This is a genomic window from Caulobacter sp. KR2-114, from assembly GCF_049446115.1.
In the GTDB taxonomy this organism is placed as follows: domain Bacteria; phylum Pseudomonadota; class Alphaproteobacteria; order Caulobacterales; family Caulobacteraceae; genus Acaudatibacter.
In genome coordinates, this window is sequence record NZ_JBMSEC010000001.1 from 883,474 (window position 1) to 903,767 (window position 20,294).

The window sequence follows — 20,294 nt, forward strand, 5'->3', positions numbered from 1 at the left end:
GCGGCCGGATGTCCGTCCCCGCCCCCAAGACCCTGCGCAGCGCCGCCGACCTCGCGGCCGCTGGCCTGGTCGCGTCCGAGCGTCTGCCGGCCCTGGAGGCGGTGGCGGCGCGCTATGCGGTGGCGATCACCCCGGCGATGGCCGAGCTGATCGACGTGGCGGACGACGACGACCCCATCGCCCGCCAGTTCACGCCGCACGAGTCCGAGCTGGTCGCTCTGCCCGTCGAGGCCGCCGACCCGGTGGGCGACGACGCCTTCAGCCCCGTGCCGGGCATCGTCCACCGATACCCCGACCGGGCCCTGCTGAAGATCACCCATACCTGCGCGGTCTATTGCCGGTTCTGCTTCCGGCGGGAGATGGTCGGGCCCGGCGGGGTCAAGAGCCTGAGCGCCGAGGCGCTGGACGCCGCGATCGGCTACCTCGCCGACCATCCGCAGATCTGGGAGGTGATCGTCACCGGCGGCGACCCGCTGGTGCTGTCGCCGCGCCGGCTGCGCGACCTGATGGATCGCCTGGCCGGCATCGAGCATCTGAAGGTCGTTCGCTTCCACACCCGCATGCCGGTGGTGGACCCGGCCGCCGTCACCGAGGCCATGGTCGCGGCCCTGCGCAGCCCACGGCAGGCGGTGTACGTCGCCCTGCACGCCAACCACGCCCGCGAACTGACCCCCGCCGCGCGGGCGGCCTGCGCCCGCATCGTCGACGCCGGCATCCCCATGCTGGGCCAGACCGTGCTGTTGCGCGGGGTCAACGACGACGCCGAGACCCTGGGCGCGCTGATGCGGGCGATGGTCGAGAGCCGCATCAAGCCCTACTACCTGCACCAGGGCGATCTCGCCCCCGGCACCAGTCACCTGCGCGTGCCGATCGCCGAGGGCCAGGCGATCCTGAAGACCCTGCGCGGACGCTGGTCGGGCCTGTGCCAGCCCACCTACGTGCTCGACATCCCCGGCGGCCACGGCAAGTCGCCGATCGGACCGGGGTATCTGAGCGAGGACGCTGAAGGGCTGGTGATCGAGGACTACAACGGGCGCGAACACGCTTATCCGCCGAAGGGCGAGGCCTGAGCCTGCTAGCCGCTGCCGGCGCTCAGCGCGTCAGCACGACGTGGGTCGCCAGCGCCGTCGGGGTCACCTGCGCCACACGGTAGCCGAGGCCCGGCAGGTCGATGCCGGCGAACAGCGACTCACCGCGGCCGAGCAGCACGGGCGAGACGGCCAGGTGCAGCTCGTCGATGGCGCCCGCCAGCAGGTACTGGCGTACGGTCGAGACGCCGCCGCCGATCTTGACGTCCAGCGCCCCCGCCGCGGCCCGCGCCTGCTCCAGCGCCGCCTCGATCCCCTCGGTCACAAAGTGGAAGGTCGTCCCGCCCTGCATCTCGATCGGCGGCCGGGGGTGGTGGGTCAGGATGAAGGTCGGCGCGTGATAGGGCGGATCATCGCCCCACCAGCCCTTCCAGTCGGGCCCGCCCCAGTCGTCGCCGGCGGGTCCGAACATGTTGCGGCCGAGGATGAAGGCGCCGAAACCCTCGCCGGCGGCGCGGGCGAACGGGTCGTCGGTCCCGCCCTCCTGCCCGATCATCTCCCGGAAGGTCCGCGTCGGGTAGAACCATTCGTGCAGCGCCTGGCCGCCCTTGCCCATCGGCTGCTCCAGCCCCTGGTCGGGACCGGCGCCGAAGCCGTCGATGGAGACGGCGAAACCCCTCACGCAGACCTTGCCCATGCGGCTCTCCGTCCGTTCGGTCGAGATGGATTGGCGCCGCTCAAGCGCCGGCGGCCAGGACGCTCAGCAGGTCGTTCAGCTGGTCGAACTGTTCGGGATAGCCGCCTTCCATGCCGACATAGGAGGCGTCGAGTTCTTCCTTCGTGGGATAGAGCTCCGACAGCACCACACGCGTGCCGCCGTCGCGCGCTTCGAAGGTCACCGTGGTCACGGCGCCGTCGGCGTCGCCCTCGTCGTTGGTCCAGACCAGGCGCGAAGGGGGCGAGACCTCGATGTACTTGCCGTAGAACGCCATGGCGCTGGCGGCGTCATGGCCGAAGGCGATGCGATAGCCGCCGCCGGTGCGCACATCCATCTCGCACGACAGCATGGGCACGCCGCTGGACTTCGGCGCCCACCAGCGCTGGAAAAGCTCCGGACGGGTCCAGGCGTCCCACACCAGGCGGGGCGGGGCGTCGAAGGTGCGGGTGACCGTCAGTTCGCGATCCGACCGCCGTTCGACCGCGGTGCGGCCGTCATTCGCCGTGGCGCCCATCGGCTTCCTCCTGTTGTTTGAGCGTCTCGAGGACGCCTTCCAGCGCATCGAAGCGCGCATTCCAGACCCGGCGGCGCCCCTCGATCCAGGCGGCCGCCTCTTCCAGCCCAGGCCGGCCGAGGCGGCACGTCCGCACCCGCCCGACCTTCTCGCTCGTCACCAGCCCGGCCTGCTCCAGCACGCCGACGTGCTTCTTCATGCCCGTCAGGGTCATGTGGAACGTCTGCGCCAGCTCGGTGATCGAGGCGTCCGCCCGCCCGAGCCGTTCCAGCACGCCGCGCCGGGTCGCGTCCGAAAGGGCGGCGAACGAGGCGTCCAGGTGGGGGGCGGAATACTGAACCATTGAGTTCAGTGTTAGCCTACGGATCGCCGCCGGGCAAGCGACGACGATCGCCGCCGCGCGCCACGAACGCGTGAATGTCACTCGCGCCTTGCTCTCACCGCGAACCTGGGCACATTGCGGCTAACCGGCGCGCTGACCGCCGGACCCCTGGGCGACATCGGAGGATACGTGAAAGGGCCGGCCATTTTCCTGGCGCAGTTTGCTTCGGACGAAGCGCCGTTCAACAGCCTGAAGTCGATCGCGCACTGGGCCGCGTCCCTGGGCTACAAGGGCGTGCAGATCCCGACCTGGGACCGGCGGCTGTTCGACCTGAAGCTGGCCGCCGAGAGCGACGCCTATTGCGACGAGGTGCGCGGCGTGCTGGCCGACGCCGGGGTGGAGATCTCCGAGCTGTCGACGCATAGCCAGGGCCAGCTGGTGGCGGTGCATCCGGCCTATGACGAGATGTTCGACGGCGGTGTGCCCCGCCAGGTGCGCGGCAATCCGAAGGCGCGCCAGGAATGGGCGGTCGAGCAGGTGCTGATGGGCGCCAAGGCCTCGCGCCGGCTGGGACTGGACGTGCACGTGACGTTCTCGGGCTCGCTGGCCTGGCCGTACTTCTATCCCTATCCGCAGCGGCCGGCGGGACTGATCGAGGAGGCGTTCGACGAGCTGGGCCGGCGCTGGCGGCCGATCCTCGACGCCTTCGACGTGGTCGGCGTTGACCTCTGCTACGAGGTGCACCCCAGCGAGGACCTGTTCGACGGCACGACCGTGGAGATGTTCTGGGACCGGGTGGATCACCACCCACGGGCCAACCTGCTGTACGACCCCAGCCACTTCATGCTGCAGCAGCTGGACTACCTCGAGTACATCGATCTCTACCACGAGCGGATCAAGATGTTTCACGTCAAGGACGCCGAGTTCCGGCCGACCGGGCGGCAGGGCGTCTACAGCGGCTATGCGCCGTGGAAGGAGCGCGCCGGGCGGTTCCGCTCGCTGGGCGACGGCCAGATCGACTTCAAGGCCATCTTCTCCAAGTTCGCCCAGTACGGCTACCAGGGCTGGGCGGTGCTGGAGTGGGAGTGCGCGCTGAAGGACTCCGTGGACGGGGCCCGCGAGGGCGCGCCGTTCATCCGCGACCACATCATCCAGGTGACCGGCAAGAGCTTCGACGACTTCGTGGCGACGGGGACCGACGCGGCGGCCAACCGGCGGATGCTGGGCATCGATCGCTGAGCCCTCGCTAAGATGATGACCGGACAACGACTGAAACTGGGCATGGTCGGCGGCGGCGACGGCGCCTTCATCGGCGGCGTGCACCGCATGGCCGCACGACTGGACGACCGCTGGACCCTGGTCGCCGGGGCGTTCAGCAGTGACGCGGCGCGCTCGCAGGCGTTCGGCCGGTCGCTGGGGCTGGACGCGGCGCGCTGCTACGGCGACTGGCGGGCGATGGCGGAGGGCGAGGCGGCGCGGCCGGACCGGATCGACGCGGTGGCGATCGTCACCCCTAACCACCTGCACCACGGCCCAGCGCGGGCGTTCCTGGACGCCGGCATCGCGGTGATCTGCGACAAGCCGCTGACCACCACCCTGGCCGACGCGCTGGACCTGGCGAAGACCGTGGAGCGCACGGGCCTGCCGTTCGTGCTGACCCACAACTACAGCGGCTACGCCATGGTCCGGCAGATGCGCGCCATGGTGGCCGAGGGGACGCTGGGCGCCCTCCGCGTGGTGCAGGCCGAATATGCCCAGGATTGGCTCGCGACCGACCAGAGCGGCAACAAGCAGGCCGACTGGCGCGGCGACCCCGAACGCGCTGGCGGCGGCGGCGCCCTGGGCGACATCGCCACCCACGCCTATCACCTGGCCGCCTTCGTGACCGGGCAGACCGCGCAGGCGATCAGCGCCGAGACCTCGCGCTTCGTGCCCGGCCGGCGGCTGGACGACGACGTGCAGATCCGCCTGCGCTGGGCCGGCGGCGCGCGTGGCCAGCTGTGGGCCAGCCAGGTGGCGATCGGCGTCGCAAACGGCCTGCGGCTGCGCGTCTATGGCGACAAGGCCGCCCTGGAATGGGCCCAGGAGGAGCCGGACCTGCTGCGCTTCGCGCGGCTGGGCGAGGCCCCGCAGATCCTGCGGCGTGGCGGACCGGGGATGTCGGCGGCGGCGCAGGCGGCCAGCCGGATTCCCGCAGGCCATCCAGAGGGTTACCTTGAAGGCTTCGCCCAGATCTACGCCGACGCCGCCGACCTGATCGGCGCGCACAAGGCGGGCCTTCCCGCGCCGGCTTCGATGCTGCCGGACGTCCGCGACGGCGTGGACGGCATGCGCTTCATCCAGGCCGCCCTGGCAAGCGCGGCGGCGGACGGGCGCTGGGTGGCGCTGAACGAGGGGGCGGCGTGATGCGGCAGAGCTTTGCCTGGTGGTCCTTCACTATGGGACGGGACATCGAGCCGGCGGCGTTCCTGCGCGACGCCGTGGCGGCCGGCGCCCAGGGCGTCGAGATGCTGCCGCAGCCGCTGTGGCCCGTGGCGCACGACCTGGGCCTGACCATCGTCACCGAGACCGGCCACAAGCTGGAGGAAGGCTTCAACGATCCGGCCAGGCACGCAGCCCTGCAGGGCGAGATGCGCCGCAAGATCGACGCGGCCGCGGCGGGCGGGGTCGAGGCGGTGATCGTCTTCGCCGGCAACCGGTTCGGCGACGGCGCCGACGCGCCGGCCATCGCCGCCTGCGTGGAAGGTCTGGGACCCGTGGTCGCCCACGCGCAGGCCGCCGGCGTGCGCGTGCTGATGGAGCTGCTGAACAGCAAGGTCGACCACCCGGGCCAGCAGTGCGACCGCACCGCCTTCGGCGTGGCCGTGGCGCAGCAGTTGGCCGGTCTGAAGCTGCTCTACGACGGCTACCACATGCAGCTGATGGAGGGCGATCTCAGCCGCACCATCAAGGCGAACCTGGACCTGATCGGCCACGTGCACACCGCCGGCGCGCCCGGCCGCCGCGACCTGGACGACCGGCAGGAGATCAACTGGCGGGGCGTCGCCGCCCTCCTGAACCACCTGAAGTACGACCACTGGGTCGGCCACGAATTCATTCCGCGCGGCGAGCCCATCGCCGCGCTCAAGCAAGCCATCGCCCTGTTCGATTCCGTCGAGCGGGCGGCGTGAGGATCTGAGATGCAATTTGATGCGGTCATTGTGGGCTCGGGCATCAGCGGCGGCTGGGTCGCCAAGGAGCTGTGCGAACGCGGCCTGAAGGTGCTGATGCTTGAGCGGGGCCCGGACGTCGAGCATGGCGCCGACTACAGCCACGAGCTGGCCGGGCGGCTTCGCCGGCGCGACGACCAGATCCCTCAGGAAGAGCTGGACCTGCACTACCCCTACTACGTCGGCGTGACCTACGCGATGTTCAACTCGAACAAGAAGTTCTGGGCCAGCGACCACGACTATCCGTACGAGACGCCGCCCGACAAGCCGTACCGCTGGATCCGCGGCTACCAGCTGGGCGGCCGCTCGCTGACCTGGGGACGCCAGTCCTACCGCTGGTCGCCAAACGACTTCGAATCCAACCTCAGGGACGGGCACGGCGTCGACTGGCCGATCCGCTACGAGGACCTGGAGCCCTGGTACGACCACGTCGAAGCCTTCGCCGGGATCAGCGGCGACTACGACGGCCTGCCGCAGCTGCCGGACGGCGACTTCCTGCCGCCCTTCCAGTTCAACGACGTCGAGGTGGACGCCAAGGGGCGCATCGAGGCCGCCTTCCCGACCCGTAACCTGATCATGGGCCGCTGCGCCCATCTCAGCCGCGTCGCCAAGCCCCAGATGGACGTGGGCCGCCAGCGCTGCGAGCAGCACGTGCGCTGCGCCCACGGCTGTCCGCTGGGCAGCTATTTCTCGACCCAGGCGGCGACCCTGCCAGCGGCGCGCAGGACCGGCAACCTGACGGTGATCACCGACGCCATCGTCGACAGCGTCATCTACGACCCGGCGACCAAGCGCGCGACCGGCGTGCGGGCGATCAACCGCCTGACCAAGGAGGCCGTGACCTATGAGGCGCGGGTGGTGTTCCTGAACGCCTCGGCGATCAACACCGCCGCCCTGCTGCTGAACTCGCGCTCCGACGCCTTCCCGCGCGGCCTGGCCAATGGCTCCGACCAGGTCGGCCGCAACCTGATGGACCACGTCAGCACCCGGCCGATCCTCGGGGTCTATCCGGGCTTCGAGACCAGTCCCTTCCAGAACGATCGCCCTACCGGGCTCTACATGCCGCGCTACGCCAACGTTACCGAGACCGACAAGCCCTATCTGCGCGGCTTCGGCCTGCAGGGCGGCGCGGTTCGGCGGCGCATTCCGGGCGCCGAGCCCGACGCCTCCGGGGCGCCGAAGCGCGGCTGGATGTTCTCGCTGCTGCCGTTCGGCGAGGTGCTGCCGAACCCGGAGAACCGGGTGACCCTGACCACCTCGCGGGTGGACAACTGGGGCATCCCGCTGCCGGTGATCAGCGCCGAGCACGGCGAGAACGAGCGCAGGATGATGCTCGACGCGGCCAAGGACGCCGCCGCCATGCTGGCCGCCGCCGGCTGCACCGACATCACCCCCTGGGAAGAGGCCGGGTCGCATCTGACCCCGCCAGGCGACCGCATCCACGAGATGGGCACCGCGCGCATGGGCCGCGACCCGCGCACCTCGGTGTTCAACGGCTGGGGCCAGGCGCACGAGGTCGCCAACCTGTTCTGCTCGGATGGCGCGGTGATGGCCTCCAGCGCCTCGATGAACCCCTCCCTGACCTACATGGCGCTCTCGGCGCGAACGGCCAACCACGCGGCCGACCTGCTCGAACAAGGAGCCCTCTGATGAAGCCCGTCGGCCTGCAACTCTACACCCTGCGTCGCCCGTTCGCGGAGGATCCGATCGGCACGCTCGAGCAGATCAAGCGGGTGGGCTACGACTCCGTCGAGTTCGCCGCGCCGCTCGACACCGACTTCGCGCCGCTCAGCGCCCGGATGAAGGAGATCGAGCTCGACTGCCCGTCGGTGCACGTGGGCCTGGCCGACATCACCGGCCGACCGGAGCGGGTGCTGGCGATCGCCAAGGAGCTCGGCTGCCGGTTCATCGTCCTGCCGTTCGTCGACCCGAAGGACGCCGACTGGCACGCGGTGGTCAAACAGATCGACGCCTTCGCCAAGGTCGCCAAGGACGAGGGCTTCCGCTTCGCCTACCACCACCACCACTTCGAGTTCGACAACTCCCGCGGCTTCCGCCCCTTCGACGTGCTGGTCGGCGAGTCCGACCCGGCGCTGCTCAACTTCGAGCTCGACGTCTACTGGCTGAAGAAGGGCGGCGAGGAGCCGGTGGAGATGATCAACCGCCTGGGCGACCGCGTGAAGCTGCTGCACCTGAAGGACATGGCCCCCGACGGCGCCATGACCGACGTCGGCGCCGGCGTGCTGGACTTTCCGGCGATGATCGCCGCGGGCCGCGCGGTGGGGGTCGAGCACATGTTCGTCGAACACGACGTGCCGCCCAAGCCCTACTGGCCGAGCGTCGAGACCAGCGTGAACTACCTGCGCGAGCTGGCGTAAGAACCGCAAGGCCGGCGCGGCCCCTCACCTTCCCACGCTGCTTGCTCGCGCAAGCGCCGCGGGCCCCTTCCTCTCCCTCGAGGGAGAGGCGAAAGGCATGGCGGACTTCAGGAAACATCCCCCTCTCCCTGGAGGGAGAGAGAGGGGCCCGAGGCCGGCGCGACGGCGCCGGGCTTGGGAGGGTGAGGGGCCGCGCCGGCCGGTTCACACAGATTACGGCGATTTCAGTTTCCGCGGCGGGCGCCCCGGGAGGATAAGGCGTGCGGCGGCGCCCTCCCCCCTTTCCGCCGCCCGCACTCAAGGAGCGCTAGCGCTTGATCGCCCTCGCCGTCGCCCTGTCCCTCGGCGCGTCGCTGCCCGACCTGCCGAGCCTGCCCAGCCTGCCACCCATCCGGCGCGACCCTCAGATCACCTACGTCGACCGCGCCGGTGCGGTGATCGGCGTTCGGGGCGGCCGCTACGCGCCGCCGGCGGACCTGGCCAAGCTGCCGGCCTATGTGCCGGCGGCGTTCGTGGCGATCGAGGACCGGCGGTTCTACGAGCACGCCGGGGTCGATCCGATGGGCATCGCCCGGGCCATCGTCAGCGACCTGTCCAAGGGCCGCGCGGCCCAGGGCGCCTCGACCATCACCCAGCAACTGGCGCGCAACCTGTTCCTCAGCAACGAGCGCACCGTCGAGCGCAAGGCGACCGAGGCGGTCTACGCCGTCGAGCTGGAGCGCGCCTTCTCCAAGCAGCAGATCCTGGGGATGTATCTCTCCAGGGTCTATTTCGGCTCCGGCGCCTACGGCATCGAGGCGGCCGCCCGGCGCTATTACAACAAGCCCGCGGCGAAGCTGACCATCCGCGAGGCCGCCTCGCTGGCGGCGGTGATGAAGTCGCCGGTGGCCTATGATCCCGCCGACCAGCCGGCAGCCAACGCCGCGCGCACCCGGCTGGTGCTGGACGCCATGGTCGAGACCGGGGCGATCACCGCCGCCCAGCGCGCCAAGGCGTTGGCCCAGACGCCCAAGGTCTGGAAGGACGCCCCGGATGCGCCGACGCAGTACTTCGTCGACTGGGTGGACGGCCAGACCCGCAAGCTGCTGACCGGCCCGCTGCATCAGGACCTTGTAGTCGAGACCACGCTGGACTCGCAGCTGGAAGCCGCCGCCGCCCAGGCGGTCAGCGCCAGCGTCACCCGCCACAAGGGTCAGGGCGTGGAGCAGGCCGCGGCGGTGTCAGTGGACGCCGTGGGCCGCATCCGCGTGCTGGTGGGCGGGGTCGACTACGCCAAGAGCCAGTTCGACCGCGCGGTGGACGCCCATCGCCAGGCCGGGTCGTCCTGGAAGCCGTTCGTCTATCTGGCGGCGATGGAGAGCGGCCGCACGCCGGACACGCCGGTGGTCGACGAGCCGGTGACGATCAACGGCTGGTCGCCGCACAACTTTGAGCCGGAATTCATGGGCTCGATCACCCTGCAGACCGCCCTCGCCCACTCGGTCAACACGGTGGCGGCGAAGCTGGCCGACGACGTGGGCCGCGACAAGGTCGCCGCCGACGCCCACCGGGTGGGGATCGTCTCGCAGATCAACACCGACCCGGCCATGGCGCTGGGCACCACCCTGGTCACCCCGCTGGAGATGGCGCAGGCCTATACAGCGTTCTCCAACGGCGGCAACCGGGTCGCAGCCTATGGCCTGGAACGCATCCGCGTGGCCGGCGGCGCGGTGATCTTCCAGAACCGCCCAACCCCGCCGACCCCGGCGATCGCCAATCCGCCGCTGTCGGAGCTGAACCAGATGCTGCGCCAGGTGGTGGCCGTCGGCACCGGGACCAAGGCGGCGATCCCCGGCTACGACGTGGCCGGCAAGACCGGCACCACCTCGGACTTCAAGGACGCCTGGTTCTGCGGCTTCACCGGCGGCTTCGCCACGGTGGTGTGGATGGGCCGCGACGACAACACCGCGATGCGCGGGATCACCGGCGGCAGCGCCCCGGCCGAGGCCTGGCGCAGCTACATGGGCTACGCGGTCCGGCACGTCGCCGCGACCGCGATCCCCCCCGGCCCGCCGCCCCCGGCGCCGGCGGCGCCCGCGCCGACCGAGACCCAGCCGCCAATCCCGGGGCTGAACGATCTGTTGCCACCGAAGACGTGAGGGGTTGGGGGTTCCGATTTTTGAACCACGAACCCACACGAACCACACGAACGGGTTCACCCCAACACCTGCTCACCCCGGCGAAGGCCGGGGCCCAGGCAAAAGCCTCAGCCCACTGGACCTGAGCCTGGCCTGGCGCAGCAACCACCCTGCCGGAGGCGAGTCTTGCCTGGGTCCCGGCCTTCGCCGGGATGAGCTGGTTGGGGGTGAACTTGTTCGTGTGGTTCGTGTGGTTCGTGTGGTTCGTGGTTCAAAATGAGAACCGCCCCACCCCAGCGGCGCTCTCCAGCCAAATCAGAAACTCTTGCTGATGCCGCCGAAGAAGCCGCGGCGCGGGCCCCATTGCGGGGCGCCGACGCCGACGCCGGTGCCGTCGCGGATCTCGTACTTGTCGTCGTTGACGTTGATGATGTCGAAGCGCAGGTCCAGCGGCCCCACGCCGTTCATCGCCAGGTGGTAGGTGGCCGACAGGTTGAGCTGGGCGTAGGCCGGCACATGGTCGCCGTTGGGGACGGCGCCGTCCTTGCGCAGGCCGCTGCCGATGATCAGGTCGCCCGACAGCTTCAGCGCGCCGATGCTGTAGGATGCGCCGCCTGAGGCGGTGATCGACTGGTTGTGGTCCAGATAGATGTAATGGCTCTGGATATAGGCCAGGTCCGCCGGGTAGAAGTTGAACTGGCTGGAGACGATGTCGCGCCCCTGCGCCTTGGACAGGGCCAGGTTGCCGTAGGCCGAGAACGGTCCGTGCGAGTAGGTGGCCGAGACCTCGATGCCGCGGATGCGCCCGTCGCGATAGTTGAACGGGGTGAGGATGATCGGCGCGCCGAACTGGCCCTCGTCGATCAGGTTCTTCGCGTAGCGCAGGTAGCCGTCGATCCCGACGGTCAGCTCGCCGAACCGCTGCTGCACGCCCACGTCATAGTAGTTGTCGCGCTCGGAATAGGGGGTGGTGTCGGTCAGGTTCGGCGACTGCGCGGTGGTGCCGACGAACTTCGCCACCGTGGGCGCCGCGATCAGCTCGAACGACGGCGGGGTGAAGTAGCGGGCGTAGCCGGCGTGGACGGTCGTGGCGTCGGTGGGCTTCCACACCAGGTTCACCCGCGGGCTCAGCTGGCGCTCGTTGCGCAGGGCGTCGACCTCGTCGAATCGCAGGCCGTAGTTGAGGGTCAGGCTGTCGGCCAGCTTCCACTCGTCCTGCAGGAAGGCGCTGTACGTCCACGCCGTGCGCGCGCCGTTGTCGACGATGGTCTCGGGAACGTCGCTGGTCTGGACGCCGAAGGCGTCGGTGGGCAGCACCTGGGCGGTGGTGCGGCTGATCGAGCGGTCGCCCTCGATGATCACCCCGCCGCGGATCGTGTGCGCGTCGTTCAGCTTGTACACCGCCTCGGTCTGCAGGCCGGCGGCAAAGTCGCGCTTGGCCGCATACTGCGAGATGCCGTTGAACAGCAGCTCGCCCAGCGGGTCGGGCCGATAGGTCAGGGTGGAATAGCGCGTGAAGCCCGACAGCTGCAGGGTCAGCCTGTCGGTGGTGCGCAGATAGCTGGCGATGGCGTAGTCGGTGGTTTCGCGCTGGCTCTGGCGCAGAGCCTCGCTGGCGAAGCTGGTCTGGCCGTTGACAGTGAGCCCGAGGCCGCCCGGATCATCGGCGTTCAGGCCGCGCACGTCCGGAATCTGGAAGCGCTGGTTGGACGTGCCGGCGATCAGCGAGATGCGGCTGGTGTCGTCGATGATGTGGTCCAGATAGCCGAACAGCTGGATCTGGTCGGTGCGGTCGTGCAGCGGCGCGCCGCTGCCGTCGGGGCTCTCGATGCCGAGGTCGCTGCGCGTGTAGCTGCCGGAGACGAAGAAATTGTTGGCCCCGGACGAGCCGCCGTAGTCGAAGCTGGGCTCGAACTCGCCGTGGCTGCCACCGTAGACGCTGACGTCGCCGCCGTTGTGGTAGAGGCCGCTCTTGGTGGTGATGTTGACGATGCCGGCGGTGCGCAGGCCGTACTGCGCCGGCAAGGCGCCGGTGATCAGCTCGGTCGATCCCGCCAGCCGCGGGCTGAGCGTCTGGCCGAACACCGACAGCCCCTCGGGCAGGATCACATTGTTCAGCCGGTACTGGATGTTGGCGTGGTCGCCGCGGATGTGCAGCTGGCCGAAGCTGTCCTGGGTGACGCCGGGCGCCTGCAGGATCACCTGGTTGAGGCCCGTATTCTGGCCGCCGGGCAGGTTGTCGACGAACTTGGAGCTGATGGTGAAGCTGGACGCGCCCAGCGCCGGCTCGATGGTGGCGCGCGCGGCGTCAAGCTTCTGGGCGGTGACCACCAGTTCGGAAACGTCGGTGTTGGCCGCGTCGGCCTTGTCGGGCGCCGCCTCGGCGGCATGGCCGAGCGCTGACCCGGCCAGGGCCGCCAGCAAGGCGAACAACGAAACCTGTCTCGTCCAGCGTCGCGCCACGAGCCCACTCCAGCACCAGTTGTGATGCCGCTGGGATAGGGCGCGGCGCGGACACGGCCCAGGGTGCGGCTTCCCGTTCTGGTCGGGAATTTTTCCCGATTTGCGCGCAGGCGTGGCGCCGACGGCCCTTGCAGGGCTACGCTCGGGGCATGTCGTTACGCGCCCGCATCGTCTCCGCCATCGCCCTGGTGCTGCTGCTCAGCGCCGTGGCCGGGGCCGGGCTGGCGGCCTGGCGCACCCAGCAGGCGCTGCGCGAGGAGCTGTCGGCCGCCATGACCGGCGGGCGCCAGACCGTGGCCGGCGCCTTCGAGGACCTGCCGCGCTCCGACCACGCGCCGCGCGACCTGGCCCAGCTGATCGCCGCCTTCGACGGCAATCGCCACGTCCGCGCCACCCTGGTGGGTCCCGGCGGCGGGGCGATGGCGGTGTCCGCCATGCAGCCCGCCGATCCGGCGCCGGCGTGGTTCGCCGAGCTGGTGGGCACGGACCTGCCCCCCGCCACCCTGCCCGTGCCCGGGGGCGGCGGCGAGGCGGTGGTGCTGAGCGCCGTCCCGGCCAACGACGTCGGCGCGGCCTGGGCCCAGTTCCTGGACCTGATGCTGGTGCTGGGCGGCGCCTTCCTGCTGGGCTCGGCCCTGGTGTGGCTGACCGTCGGCCGGGCGCTGCGCCCGTTGGCGGACGTCTCGGCGGCGCTGCAGCGGATCGGCTCGGGCGACTACCGCGCCCGGGTGGCTGCGGACGGGCCGCAGGAGCTGGCCAGGCTCAGCCAGGGCGTCAACGAGATGGCCGAGCGCCTGGCCGCCGTGCACGCCCGCAACAGCGCCCTCGAACGTCAGCTGCTGACCCTGCAGGACGAGGAGCGCGCCGACATCGCCCGCGACCTGCACGACGAGATCGGTCCGCACCTGTTCGCGGTGAACATGGACGCCAGCCTGGTCTCCCAGCTGGTGGCCGCCGGCAAGGCCGACGAGGCCGCGGCCCAGGTGAAGGCGATCCAGGCCTCGGTCGGGCACATGCAGCGCCTGGTGCGCGACCTGCTGGCGCGGCTGCGGCCCGCCCAGCTGGTGGAGTTGGGCCTGGGCGCGGCGATCGACGACCTGGTGGTGTTCTGGCGCGCCCGCCACCCGGAGATCGCCTTCGAGGTGTCGATGGCCGCCGACGAGGACGCCATGGGCGAGACCGCGCGCGAGGCGGTCTATCGCGTGGTGCAGGAGGGCTTGAACAATGCGGTGCGCCACGGGCGACCCAGGCGCGTCGAGATCGCGGTCAGCCTGGACGGCGCGGGCGAGGTGATCGCCCGGGTCTCGGACGACGGCGCGGGCGCCGCGGCCGGCGGCGGCGAACGCGAGGGGGGCTTTGGCCTGCTGGGCATGCGCGAACGGGTCGCGGCGGCGCACGGGCGGCTGACCATCGAGCGCGGCGCCGCGGGCCAGGGCTGGACAGTGCTGGCGCGGCTGCCGGCGCTGGCGGAGGCCGGCGCATGAGCATCCTGCTGGTCGACGACCACGCGATCGTGCGCGACGGCCTCAAGCGCCTGCTGGCCACGCTCGACTTCGGCGAGGTGCTGGAGGCCGCCGACGGGCGCGAGGCCCTGGCCGTGGTCCGCGCGCGGCGACCCGACCTGGTGATCCTGGACCTGAACCTGCCGGGCCTCGGCGGTCTGGAGCTGCTGCGGCGGCTGATCCAGCTGGAGGCCCGCCGGGTGCTGGTGCTGTCGATGCACGCCGAGCCGCTCTACGCCAAGCGCGCGCTGGAGGCCGGGGCCGCCGGCTATGTGACCAAGAACGTCTCGCCGGACGAGCTGCTGATCGCCGTGCGGCGGGTGGCGGCCGGCGGCCGCTACGTCGAGGCGGAGATCGCCCAGGCCCTGGCGGTGCAGGGGGCCGAGGCGGCGCAGTCGTTCGACAACCTGACCCCGCGGGAGCTGGAGATCATGCGCCTGCTGGCCACCGGCGCCAGCCTGGCCGAGATCGCCGCCGCGGTAGGCGTGGGCTACAAGACCGTCGCCAACGCCTGCAGCCTGATCAAGTCCAAGCTGGGCGTGTCCCGCACGGCCGACCTCGTGCGCCTGGCCATCGAGACCGGGGTGAGCTGAGCCCCCAACATCCGCTCATCCCGGCGAAGGCCGGCACCCAGGAAGTAGCTTCAGCCTACTGGATCCGGGTCCAGCCTGGCCGAGCAAACGTCCTGCCAGCGGCGAGTCTTGCCTCGGTCCCGGCCTTCGCCGGGGTGAGCAGATATGGGGTTCAACCCCAACCTCGAGGACCGGACGTGATTGTCAGTGGGCCCCCTGGTCGGGGCGGCGATGATCGCGGGCTGTTCGAAGCCGGCCGACCGGATCAGCCGCCGAACCCTGACGTTCCCGCTCACGGCGGCGGTGGGGCGAGGTCGCGATAGCGGGCGATGGCCGGGTCGGCGGCGACCAGGGCGGTCAGCCAGTTGCGGAAGGCGGCGATCTTCGGCGAGCGGCGGCGCTCCGCCGGCCAGGTCAGCCAGATCCCCCGCGCGGCCGGGATCACGGTGTCGAACGGCTGCGCCAGGCGGCCGGCGGCAAGCTCGGCGGCGAAATAGATCGGCGAGGCCAGGGCGATCCCCTGCCCGGCCATGGCGGTGGCCACCTCCACGGTCTGCAGGTCGGCGGCGAAGCGCGGCCCGGCCCTCAGCGGGCCGCCGGCCACCCCGGCGGCGGCGAACCAGTCCGCCCAGTCGGCCTCCAGCCCGATCAGCGGCGCGGTCAGCAGCGCCTTCGGCTCGGGCAGTCCGCCCAGCTCGGCCACCAGCGCGGGCGCCGTGAGCGGGGTGACCAGCGACGGCATCAGGTAGCAGCTCTCGACCCCGGGCCATTCGCCGTGGCCAGAGCGGATCGCCACGTCGACCCCCTCGCGCGCCAGGTCGACCATCCGCGCTGAGGTATCGAGACGCACCGCGATCTTCGGGTGCGCCAGCTGGAAGGCGCCCAGCCGCGGCGCCAGCCAGGAGGTGGCCAGCGACTGCAGGGTGGTGATCGCCAGCACCCCCTCTTCCGTCTCGGTGAGGTCGGAGATCGCGGCCTGCAGCAGGCCGACCGCCTCGGTCGCGGCGCGCGACAACCGCTCGCCCGCCGGCGTCAGGGCGACCTCGCGCGCCAGGCGCCGGAACAGCGGCTGGCCCAGGCGCTGCTCCAGCGCCTTCACCTGCCAGCTGACGGCGGCCTGGGTGATGTTCAGCGCTTCGGCGGCCCGCGTGAAGCTCTTCAGCCGCGCGGCGGCCTCGAACACGCGCACGGCGCTGAGCGGCAGGGTGGCAAGCGGGTCTGACATAAGGCTGACTTATGCATACAGCAGGAGGACCGGTTTGTCACCGAGCCCCGTTCTTGCGATCTATCCCTCGACAAGGGCGCGATATTTCAAAGGACGAGCATGATGGAAGAGCTCAACAAGACCCATAAGGAAAAGGCCTTCGGCTGGGTGCTGACGGTGCAGGAGATGATGCGCGCCGTGAGCCACCGCCGGGTCGATGCGCGCATCGCCGATCAGCTCAGCCGGTCTCGCCCGGAAGCCGCCCCGCTCGACGACCTTCACAACCTGGCGGGCCCCCACTGACGGGGGAGCCTCTCCCCCACCGCCCGTCACCCTCGGGCGCAAGTCCCGAGGGTCCAGGCACACGTGAGAAAGAATGGCGCGCTTCGAAGGGCGCGCCACGACGGGTCGGCTGCCGCTCCAGCAACGCTCCGCTGCCGCTCGCGACGGCCCTTCACGCGATCATGGATCCTCGGGACTTACGCCCGAGGATGACGGCAAAGGAGGGGGAGACCCCGCAGCCCTAGCCGCCCCGCTTCAGCGTCTCGCGGGCAATGACCACCTGCTGGATCTGGCTGGTGCCCTCGTAGATGCGGAAGATGCGCACGTCGCGGTACAGGCGCTCGATGCCGTAGTCGGCGATGTAGCCGGCGCCGCCGAAGATCTGCACCGCCTTGTCGGCCACTCGGCCGACCATCTCCGAGGCGAAGTACTTGGCCGCAGCCGCCTCCAGGGTGACGCTCTCGCCGGCGTCGCGCTTGCGGGCGGTCTCCAGGGTCAGGGCCTTGGCGGCCATCGCCTCGGTCTTGCAGTCGGCGATCATGCCCTGCACCAGCTGGAAGTTGGACAGGGTCTGGCCGAACTGTTTGCGCTCGGACGCGTAGGCGACGCAGTCGGCGATCAGCCGCTCGGCCACGCCGACGCACACCGAGGAGATGTGCAGGCGTCCGCGGTCCAGCACCTGCATGGCCACCTTGAAGCCCTCGCCCTCGGCGCCCAGGCGGTTCTCGGCGGGCACGCGGACATTGTCGAAGATCACGTCGCAGATGTGCGCGCCCTGCTGGCCCATCTTCTTCTCGGGCTTGCCGATCGAGAGCCCCGGCAGGTCGCGCGGCACCACGAAGGCGGAGACGCCGCCGGCCCCCTTGATGTCCGGGTTGGTGCGGGTCATCACCGTGAACAGCGCCGCCTTGTTGGCGTTGGTGATGTAGCGCTTGGAGCCGTTCAGCACGTAGTGGTCGCCATCGCGCACCGCCCGGGTCTGCACCGCGGCGCTGTCTGAGCCGGCTTCCGGCTCGGTCAGGGCGAAGGAGGTCACCAGCTCGCCGGAGGCGATGCCGGGCAGCCATTTGGCTTTCTGCTCGGGGGTGCCGAACATCACCAGCCCCTGGCTGCCGATGCCGACGTTGGTGCCGAAGGCCGAGCGGAACGCCGGGCTGGTGCGACCGAGCTCGACGCCCACCAGGCACTCGTCCTCCATCGACAGGTCCAGGCCGCCGTATTCCTCGGGGATCGACAGGCCGTACAGGCCCAGCGCCTTCATCTCGGCGATGATGTCGTCCGGGATGGCGTCGTCCTCGGCCACCTGCGCCTCCAGCGGGCGCAACCGTTCGGTGACGAAGCGGCGGACGGTGTCGATCAGCTGGTCGCGGGTTTCGAGGTCCAGGGCCATAGGGTCGTCAGTCTCATAGGTTGGCGTCGGGCGCGGCGGCCGAGTTTGGCTGCCGCGGGGAGCGCGACACTAGTGGCCAAACGTGAGCGGGGCAAACGCCGCGCCGGTCAGGGCGCGACCTGCAGCCAACGCCCGCCGCGGCGCACATAGATCGCATCGGTGAGGGCGTCCGGCAGGCCCGCGGCGTCGAGCGCCGCGCGGTGCAATCCATCGATCAGCTCCGCGCCGTCGCCGTGCATCACCACCAGGCTGTCTCTAGCAAAGGGCGAGACCAGCGGTGGCCCGCCCCTCTGCATGTCGGGCGAATCCCAGAAGGCGTCGAAGGCCATGAGGCTGGGAGAGATCTGCAGGCCGGTCACCACCACCATCCCCTGGGTCGGCGACAGCGCCTTCGGCAAGCGCGCGCGGGTGTTGGCCAGCGCCGAGGCCCAGATCTCCGCGTCCGTGGCGTGCAGCTTAGCGCGCAGCTCGGTTATCGGTGGGATCATGAAGCTCTGCGGCTCGTCGACTGCGACATACAGCGACAGCCCCGGCGCCACCGGTCTGGCGAAGGGCACAGCGTTGGGATCCGACCCCGGAGGGGCGCGCGCCAGCACTTGCTGGCCGTAGCCGTTCGGCCTGACCAGCAGAACCAATTGCGCAGAGGTGTAGGCAGGCTCACTGGCCTGCACGGCCTCCACAGCCATCGTCGCGTATCGGCGGACGATCCGGTCGAGGTCCTCGGGGTTCTGCTGATAGGCGTGATAGGCGTTGTCGAGGAAGGCGGTGATCGTCTTGCCATGCAGGCCAATCTCGAGTTCGGCCTCGTCCTTGGCGACCACCGTGACCTCGGGATCGCGCTCGCGAACGGCCGCGACGTAGGCGTCGCGGAAGCCGACCTTGCCCAGCAGATCGGCCGCCCAGACCGGCGCCGTGTGCCACATGGCAGTGACCGCTACGACCGCGGCCAATACGCCTCGCCACTTTCCCACACATGCCCCCTCGTGCTTATGAGCGGCCGGACAGTAGGCGACTTGAACCCAAGGTTGAAAGCATGGACGGCACGGTCGAGGAATTTGCCTGGTCGCGCGAGGTGATCCAGGACGGCGAGTGGGCCGGCTGGCGGATCTTCAGCGGCGACCCGTTCGAGCTGCACTCGGGGCCGTTCTACGCCCGCACCCTGGAGAGCGGCGAGAACGTCTGCGCCTTCCGCGCCGAGCGCAAGCACATGAACGGCGGCGGCTTCATGCACGGCGGCTGCCTGATGACCTTCGCCGACTACGCCATCTTCGCCATCGGCGGCGACGCCATCGCCGGATCCGGCTCGGTGACCGCCTCGATGAACTGCGAGTTCATCGACAGCGCCCGCGAGGGCGAGATCGTCGAGGCCCGCGGCGAGGTGGTGCGCAACGGCGGCTCGCTGGTGTTCGTGCGCGGCCAGATCACCACCGGCGAGCGCACGCTGCTGACCTTCTCGGCCATCATCAAGAAGATCCGCCGCAAGCCGGTGGAATAGGCGGCGCCTTGGGGGTTACGGCGCGCGTGGCGCGGCCCATATTGCGCCCATGACCAGGCTGTCCGTGCTCGATCTGTCGCCCCTGTCCGGCGAGGGGACCCAGGCGCAGGGGGTGCGCGACAGCCTGGAGGTGGCCGTGGCCGCCGAGCGGCTGGGCTATCACCGCATCTGGTTCGCCGAGCACCACTCGATCGCCACCCTCTCCAGCGCCACGCCTGAGGTGCTGATCGCCGCGGCCAGCCAGCGCACCAGCCACATCCGGCTGGGCTCAGGCGGGGTGATGCTGCCCAACTATTCGCCGCTGAAGGTGGCCGAGACCTTCATGGCGCTGGAGGCCCTGGCCCCCGGGCGCATCGACCTTGGCGTCGGCCGGGCCCTGGGCGCCGATGCGCGCACCGGCGCAGCGCTGCGGGCGCAGAGCTCCGAGGTGTTCCCGCAATATTTCGCCCTGCTGAACGCCTGGCTGCTGGATTCCGCCGGCAAGGAGCCGTTCCCACCGCACCATCCGGCCGCGGGCGTACGCGCCAGCCCCACCGGGCCCGGCCACCCGGCGCTGTTCATGCTGACCTCGTCGGTGGAGAGCGCGATCTTCGCCGGGCGGGCCGGGGTAGGCATGGTGTTCTCGGAGTTCATCGCCCGCACCGACGGCGGGCCGGCGATCCGCGCCTATCGCGAAGCGTTCGAGCCGTCGCCCTTCGCCGCCGAGCCTTTCGCGGGCGTCGGCCTGATCGCCTTTGCCGCCGACACCGAGGCAGAGGCGGTGAGGCTGGACGCCCCGCGAAGGGCGGCGAGCTTTTCCATGCTCACGGGCGAGCGGCGGCGATTCACCTCGATCGAGGGCGCCCAGGCCTTCCTCGACGAATTCAAGGGCGATCCGCGCCTGGAGGCGGTGATCGCGCGCAGCCTGACCGGCGAAGGGGCGGCGGTGCGCGGGATGCTCGCGGAAAAGGCGGCGCAGGCGGGGGCCGACGAACTGTTCGTCATGTCGGTAGGCCCGACCCTGTCCGACCGTCTAAGGTCGCTGGAGTTGATCGCCGGCGACACGCCCGGCGCAGCGCGGCTGCCGCAACTGGCCGCCGCCGTCTGAGCGGACTTGGGAG

The 20,294-nt window shown here is 70.5% G+C and carries 19 protein-coding genes; 12 read left to right on the forward strand and 7 right to left on the reverse strand.

Going from position 1 to position 20,294, the window contains the following annotated elements:
• Window positions 1–8: 8 nt before the first annotated feature.
• A complete protein-coding gene (locus tag ACO2Q3_RS03950; RefSeq protein WP_423305189.1) occupies window positions 9–1,070 on the forward strand; it encodes a lysine-2,3-aminomutase-like protein in 1,062 nt (353 codons plus the stop codon).
• A gap of 22 nt (window positions 1,071–1,092) precedes the next feature.
• Here the strand turns inward: ACO2Q3_RS03950 and ACO2Q3_RS03955 are convergent, their stop codons facing one another.
• The 3 genes from ACO2Q3_RS03955 to ACO2Q3_RS03965 are packed head-to-tail and all read right to left on the reverse strand — an operon-like array spanning window position 1,093 to window position 2,603.
• Window positions 1,093–1,725, reverse strand: a complete 633-nt coding sequence (locus tag ACO2Q3_RS03955) for a dihydrofolate reductase family protein (protein WP_423305191.1) — start codon at window positions 1,723–1,725, stop codon at window positions 1,093–1,095.
• A gap of 40 nt (window positions 1,726–1,765) precedes the next feature.
• On the reverse strand, window positions 1,766–2,260 hold the full coding sequence (locus tag ACO2Q3_RS03960; protein ID WP_423305193.1) for an SRPBCC family protein: 495 nt from the start codon (window positions 2,258–2,260) through the stop codon (window positions 1,766–1,768).
• The gene (locus ACO2Q3_RS03965; protein ID WP_423305195.1) at window positions 2,241–2,603 is read right to left on the reverse strand and encodes an ArsR/SmtB family transcription factor; all 363 of its coding nucleotides are present in this window, start codon (window positions 2,601–2,603) and stop codon (window positions 2,241–2,243) included. The genes ACO2Q3_RS03960 and ACO2Q3_RS03965 overlap by 20 nt, the downstream gene beginning before the upstream one ends.
• A 168-nt stretch (window positions 2,604–2,771) precedes the next feature.
• Here ACO2Q3_RS03965 and ACO2Q3_RS03970 point away from each other — a divergent pair, with 168 nt between their 5' ends.
• The 6 genes from ACO2Q3_RS03970 (at window position 2,772) to ACO2Q3_RS03995 (ending at window position 10,307) form a co-directional block, all read left to right on the forward strand.
• A complete protein-coding gene (locus ACO2Q3_RS03970; RefSeq protein ID WP_423305198.1) occupies window positions 2,772–3,821 on the forward strand; it encodes a sugar phosphate isomerase/epimerase family protein in 1,050 nt (349 codons plus the stop codon).
• 15 nt (window positions 3,822–3,836) lie between these two features.
• Window positions 3,837–4,988, forward strand: coding sequence for a Gfo/Idh/MocA family protein (locus ACO2Q3_RS03975; RefSeq protein ID WP_423305200.1), 1,152 nt, complete (start codon window positions 3,837–3,839; stop codon window positions 4,986–4,988).
• Window positions 4,988–5,752, forward strand: coding sequence for a TIM barrel protein (locus tag ACO2Q3_RS03980; RefSeq protein WP_423305202.1), 765 nt, complete (start codon window positions 4,988–4,990; stop codon window positions 5,750–5,752). Before ACO2Q3_RS03975 ends, ACO2Q3_RS03980 begins: the two co-directional genes overlap by 1 nt.
• A gap of 9 nt (window positions 5,753–5,761) precedes the next feature.
• Window positions 5,762–7,441, forward strand: a complete 1,680-nt coding sequence (locus tag ACO2Q3_RS03985; protein WP_423305204.1) for a GMC oxidoreductase — start codon at window positions 5,762–5,764, stop codon at window positions 7,439–7,441.
• Window positions 7,441–8,169 carry a sugar phosphate isomerase/epimerase family protein gene (locus ACO2Q3_RS03990; protein WP_423305206.1) on the forward strand — a complete coding sequence of 243 codons (729 nt, stop codon included), beginning with the start codon at window positions 7,441–7,443 and terminating at the stop codon, window positions 8,167–8,169. The genes ACO2Q3_RS03985 and ACO2Q3_RS03990 overlap by 1 nt, the downstream gene beginning before the upstream one ends.
• Before the next feature lie 314 nt (window positions 8,170–8,483).
• Window positions 8,484–10,307: a transglycosylase domain-containing protein gene (locus tag ACO2Q3_RS03995; RefSeq protein ID WP_423305208.1), complete on the forward strand. Its 1,824-nt coding sequence runs from the start codon at window positions 8,484–8,486 to the stop codon at window positions 10,305–10,307.
• Window positions 10,308–10,601: 294 nt separating this feature from the next.
• Here ACO2Q3_RS03995 and ACO2Q3_RS04000 read toward each other — a convergent pair whose 3' ends face one another.
• Window positions 10,602–12,719, reverse strand: coding sequence for a TonB-dependent receptor (locus ACO2Q3_RS04000; RefSeq protein ID WP_423305210.1), 2,118 nt, complete (start codon window positions 12,717–12,719; stop codon window positions 10,602–10,604).
• 179 nt (window positions 12,720–12,898) lie between these two features.
• On the opposite strand from ACO2Q3_RS04000, the gene ACO2Q3_RS04005 reads away from it, so the two are divergent.
• Window positions 12,899–14,233 carry a histidine kinase gene (locus ACO2Q3_RS04005; protein ID WP_423305212.1) on the forward strand — a complete coding sequence of 445 codons (1,335 nt, stop codon included), beginning with the start codon at window positions 12,899–12,901 and terminating at the stop codon, window positions 14,231–14,233.
• The gene (locus tag ACO2Q3_RS04010) at window positions 14,230–14,844 is read left to right on the forward strand and encodes a response regulator (RefSeq protein ID WP_423305214.1); all 615 of its coding nucleotides are present in this window, start codon (window positions 14,230–14,232) and stop codon (window positions 14,842–14,844) included. Before ACO2Q3_RS04005 ends, ACO2Q3_RS04010 begins: the two co-directional genes overlap by 4 nt.
• A 271-nt stretch (window positions 14,845–15,115) precedes the next feature.
• On the opposite strand, the gene ACO2Q3_RS04015 is transcribed toward ACO2Q3_RS04010, so the two are convergent.
• Window positions 15,116–16,048, reverse strand: a complete 933-nt coding sequence (locus ACO2Q3_RS04015; RefSeq protein WP_423305216.1) for a LysR substrate-binding domain-containing protein — start codon at window positions 16,046–16,048, stop codon at window positions 15,116–15,118.
• Between the two features lie 102 nt (window positions 16,049–16,150).
• Between ACO2Q3_RS04015 and ACO2Q3_RS04020 the strand changes: the two genes are divergently transcribed.
• Entirely contained in the window at window positions 16,151–16,330 is a 180-nt protein-coding gene (locus ACO2Q3_RS04020) for a hypothetical protein (protein WP_423305218.1), read from the forward strand.
• Between the two features lie 220 nt (window positions 16,331–16,550).
• Here the strand turns inward: ACO2Q3_RS04020 and ACO2Q3_RS04025 are convergent, their stop codons facing one another.
• The gene (locus ACO2Q3_RS04025) at window positions 16,551–17,699 is read right to left on the reverse strand and encodes an acyl-CoA dehydrogenase family protein (RefSeq protein ID WP_423305220.1); all 1,149 of its coding nucleotides are present in this window, start codon (window positions 17,697–17,699) and stop codon (window positions 16,551–16,553) included.
• Window positions 17,700–17,806: 107 nt separating this feature from the next.
• Window positions 17,807–18,649, reverse strand: coding sequence for a hypothetical protein (locus ACO2Q3_RS04030; protein ID WP_423305222.1), 843 nt, complete (start codon window positions 18,647–18,649; stop codon window positions 17,807–17,809).
• Between the two features lie 83 nt (window positions 18,650–18,732).
• Between ACO2Q3_RS04030 and ACO2Q3_RS04035 the strand changes: the two genes are divergently transcribed.
• Window positions 18,733–19,194, forward strand: a complete 462-nt coding sequence (locus tag ACO2Q3_RS04035) for a PaaI family thioesterase (protein ID WP_423305224.1) — start codon at window positions 18,733–18,735, stop codon at window positions 19,192–19,194.
• Window positions 19,195–19,243: 49 nt separating this feature from the next.
• Window positions 19,244–20,281 carry an MsnO8 family LLM class oxidoreductase gene (locus ACO2Q3_RS04040; RefSeq protein WP_423305226.1) on the forward strand — a complete coding sequence of 346 codons (1,038 nt, stop codon included), beginning with the start codon at window positions 19,244–19,246 and terminating at the stop codon, window positions 20,279–20,281.
• Window positions 20,282–20,294: the final 13 nt, after the last annotated feature.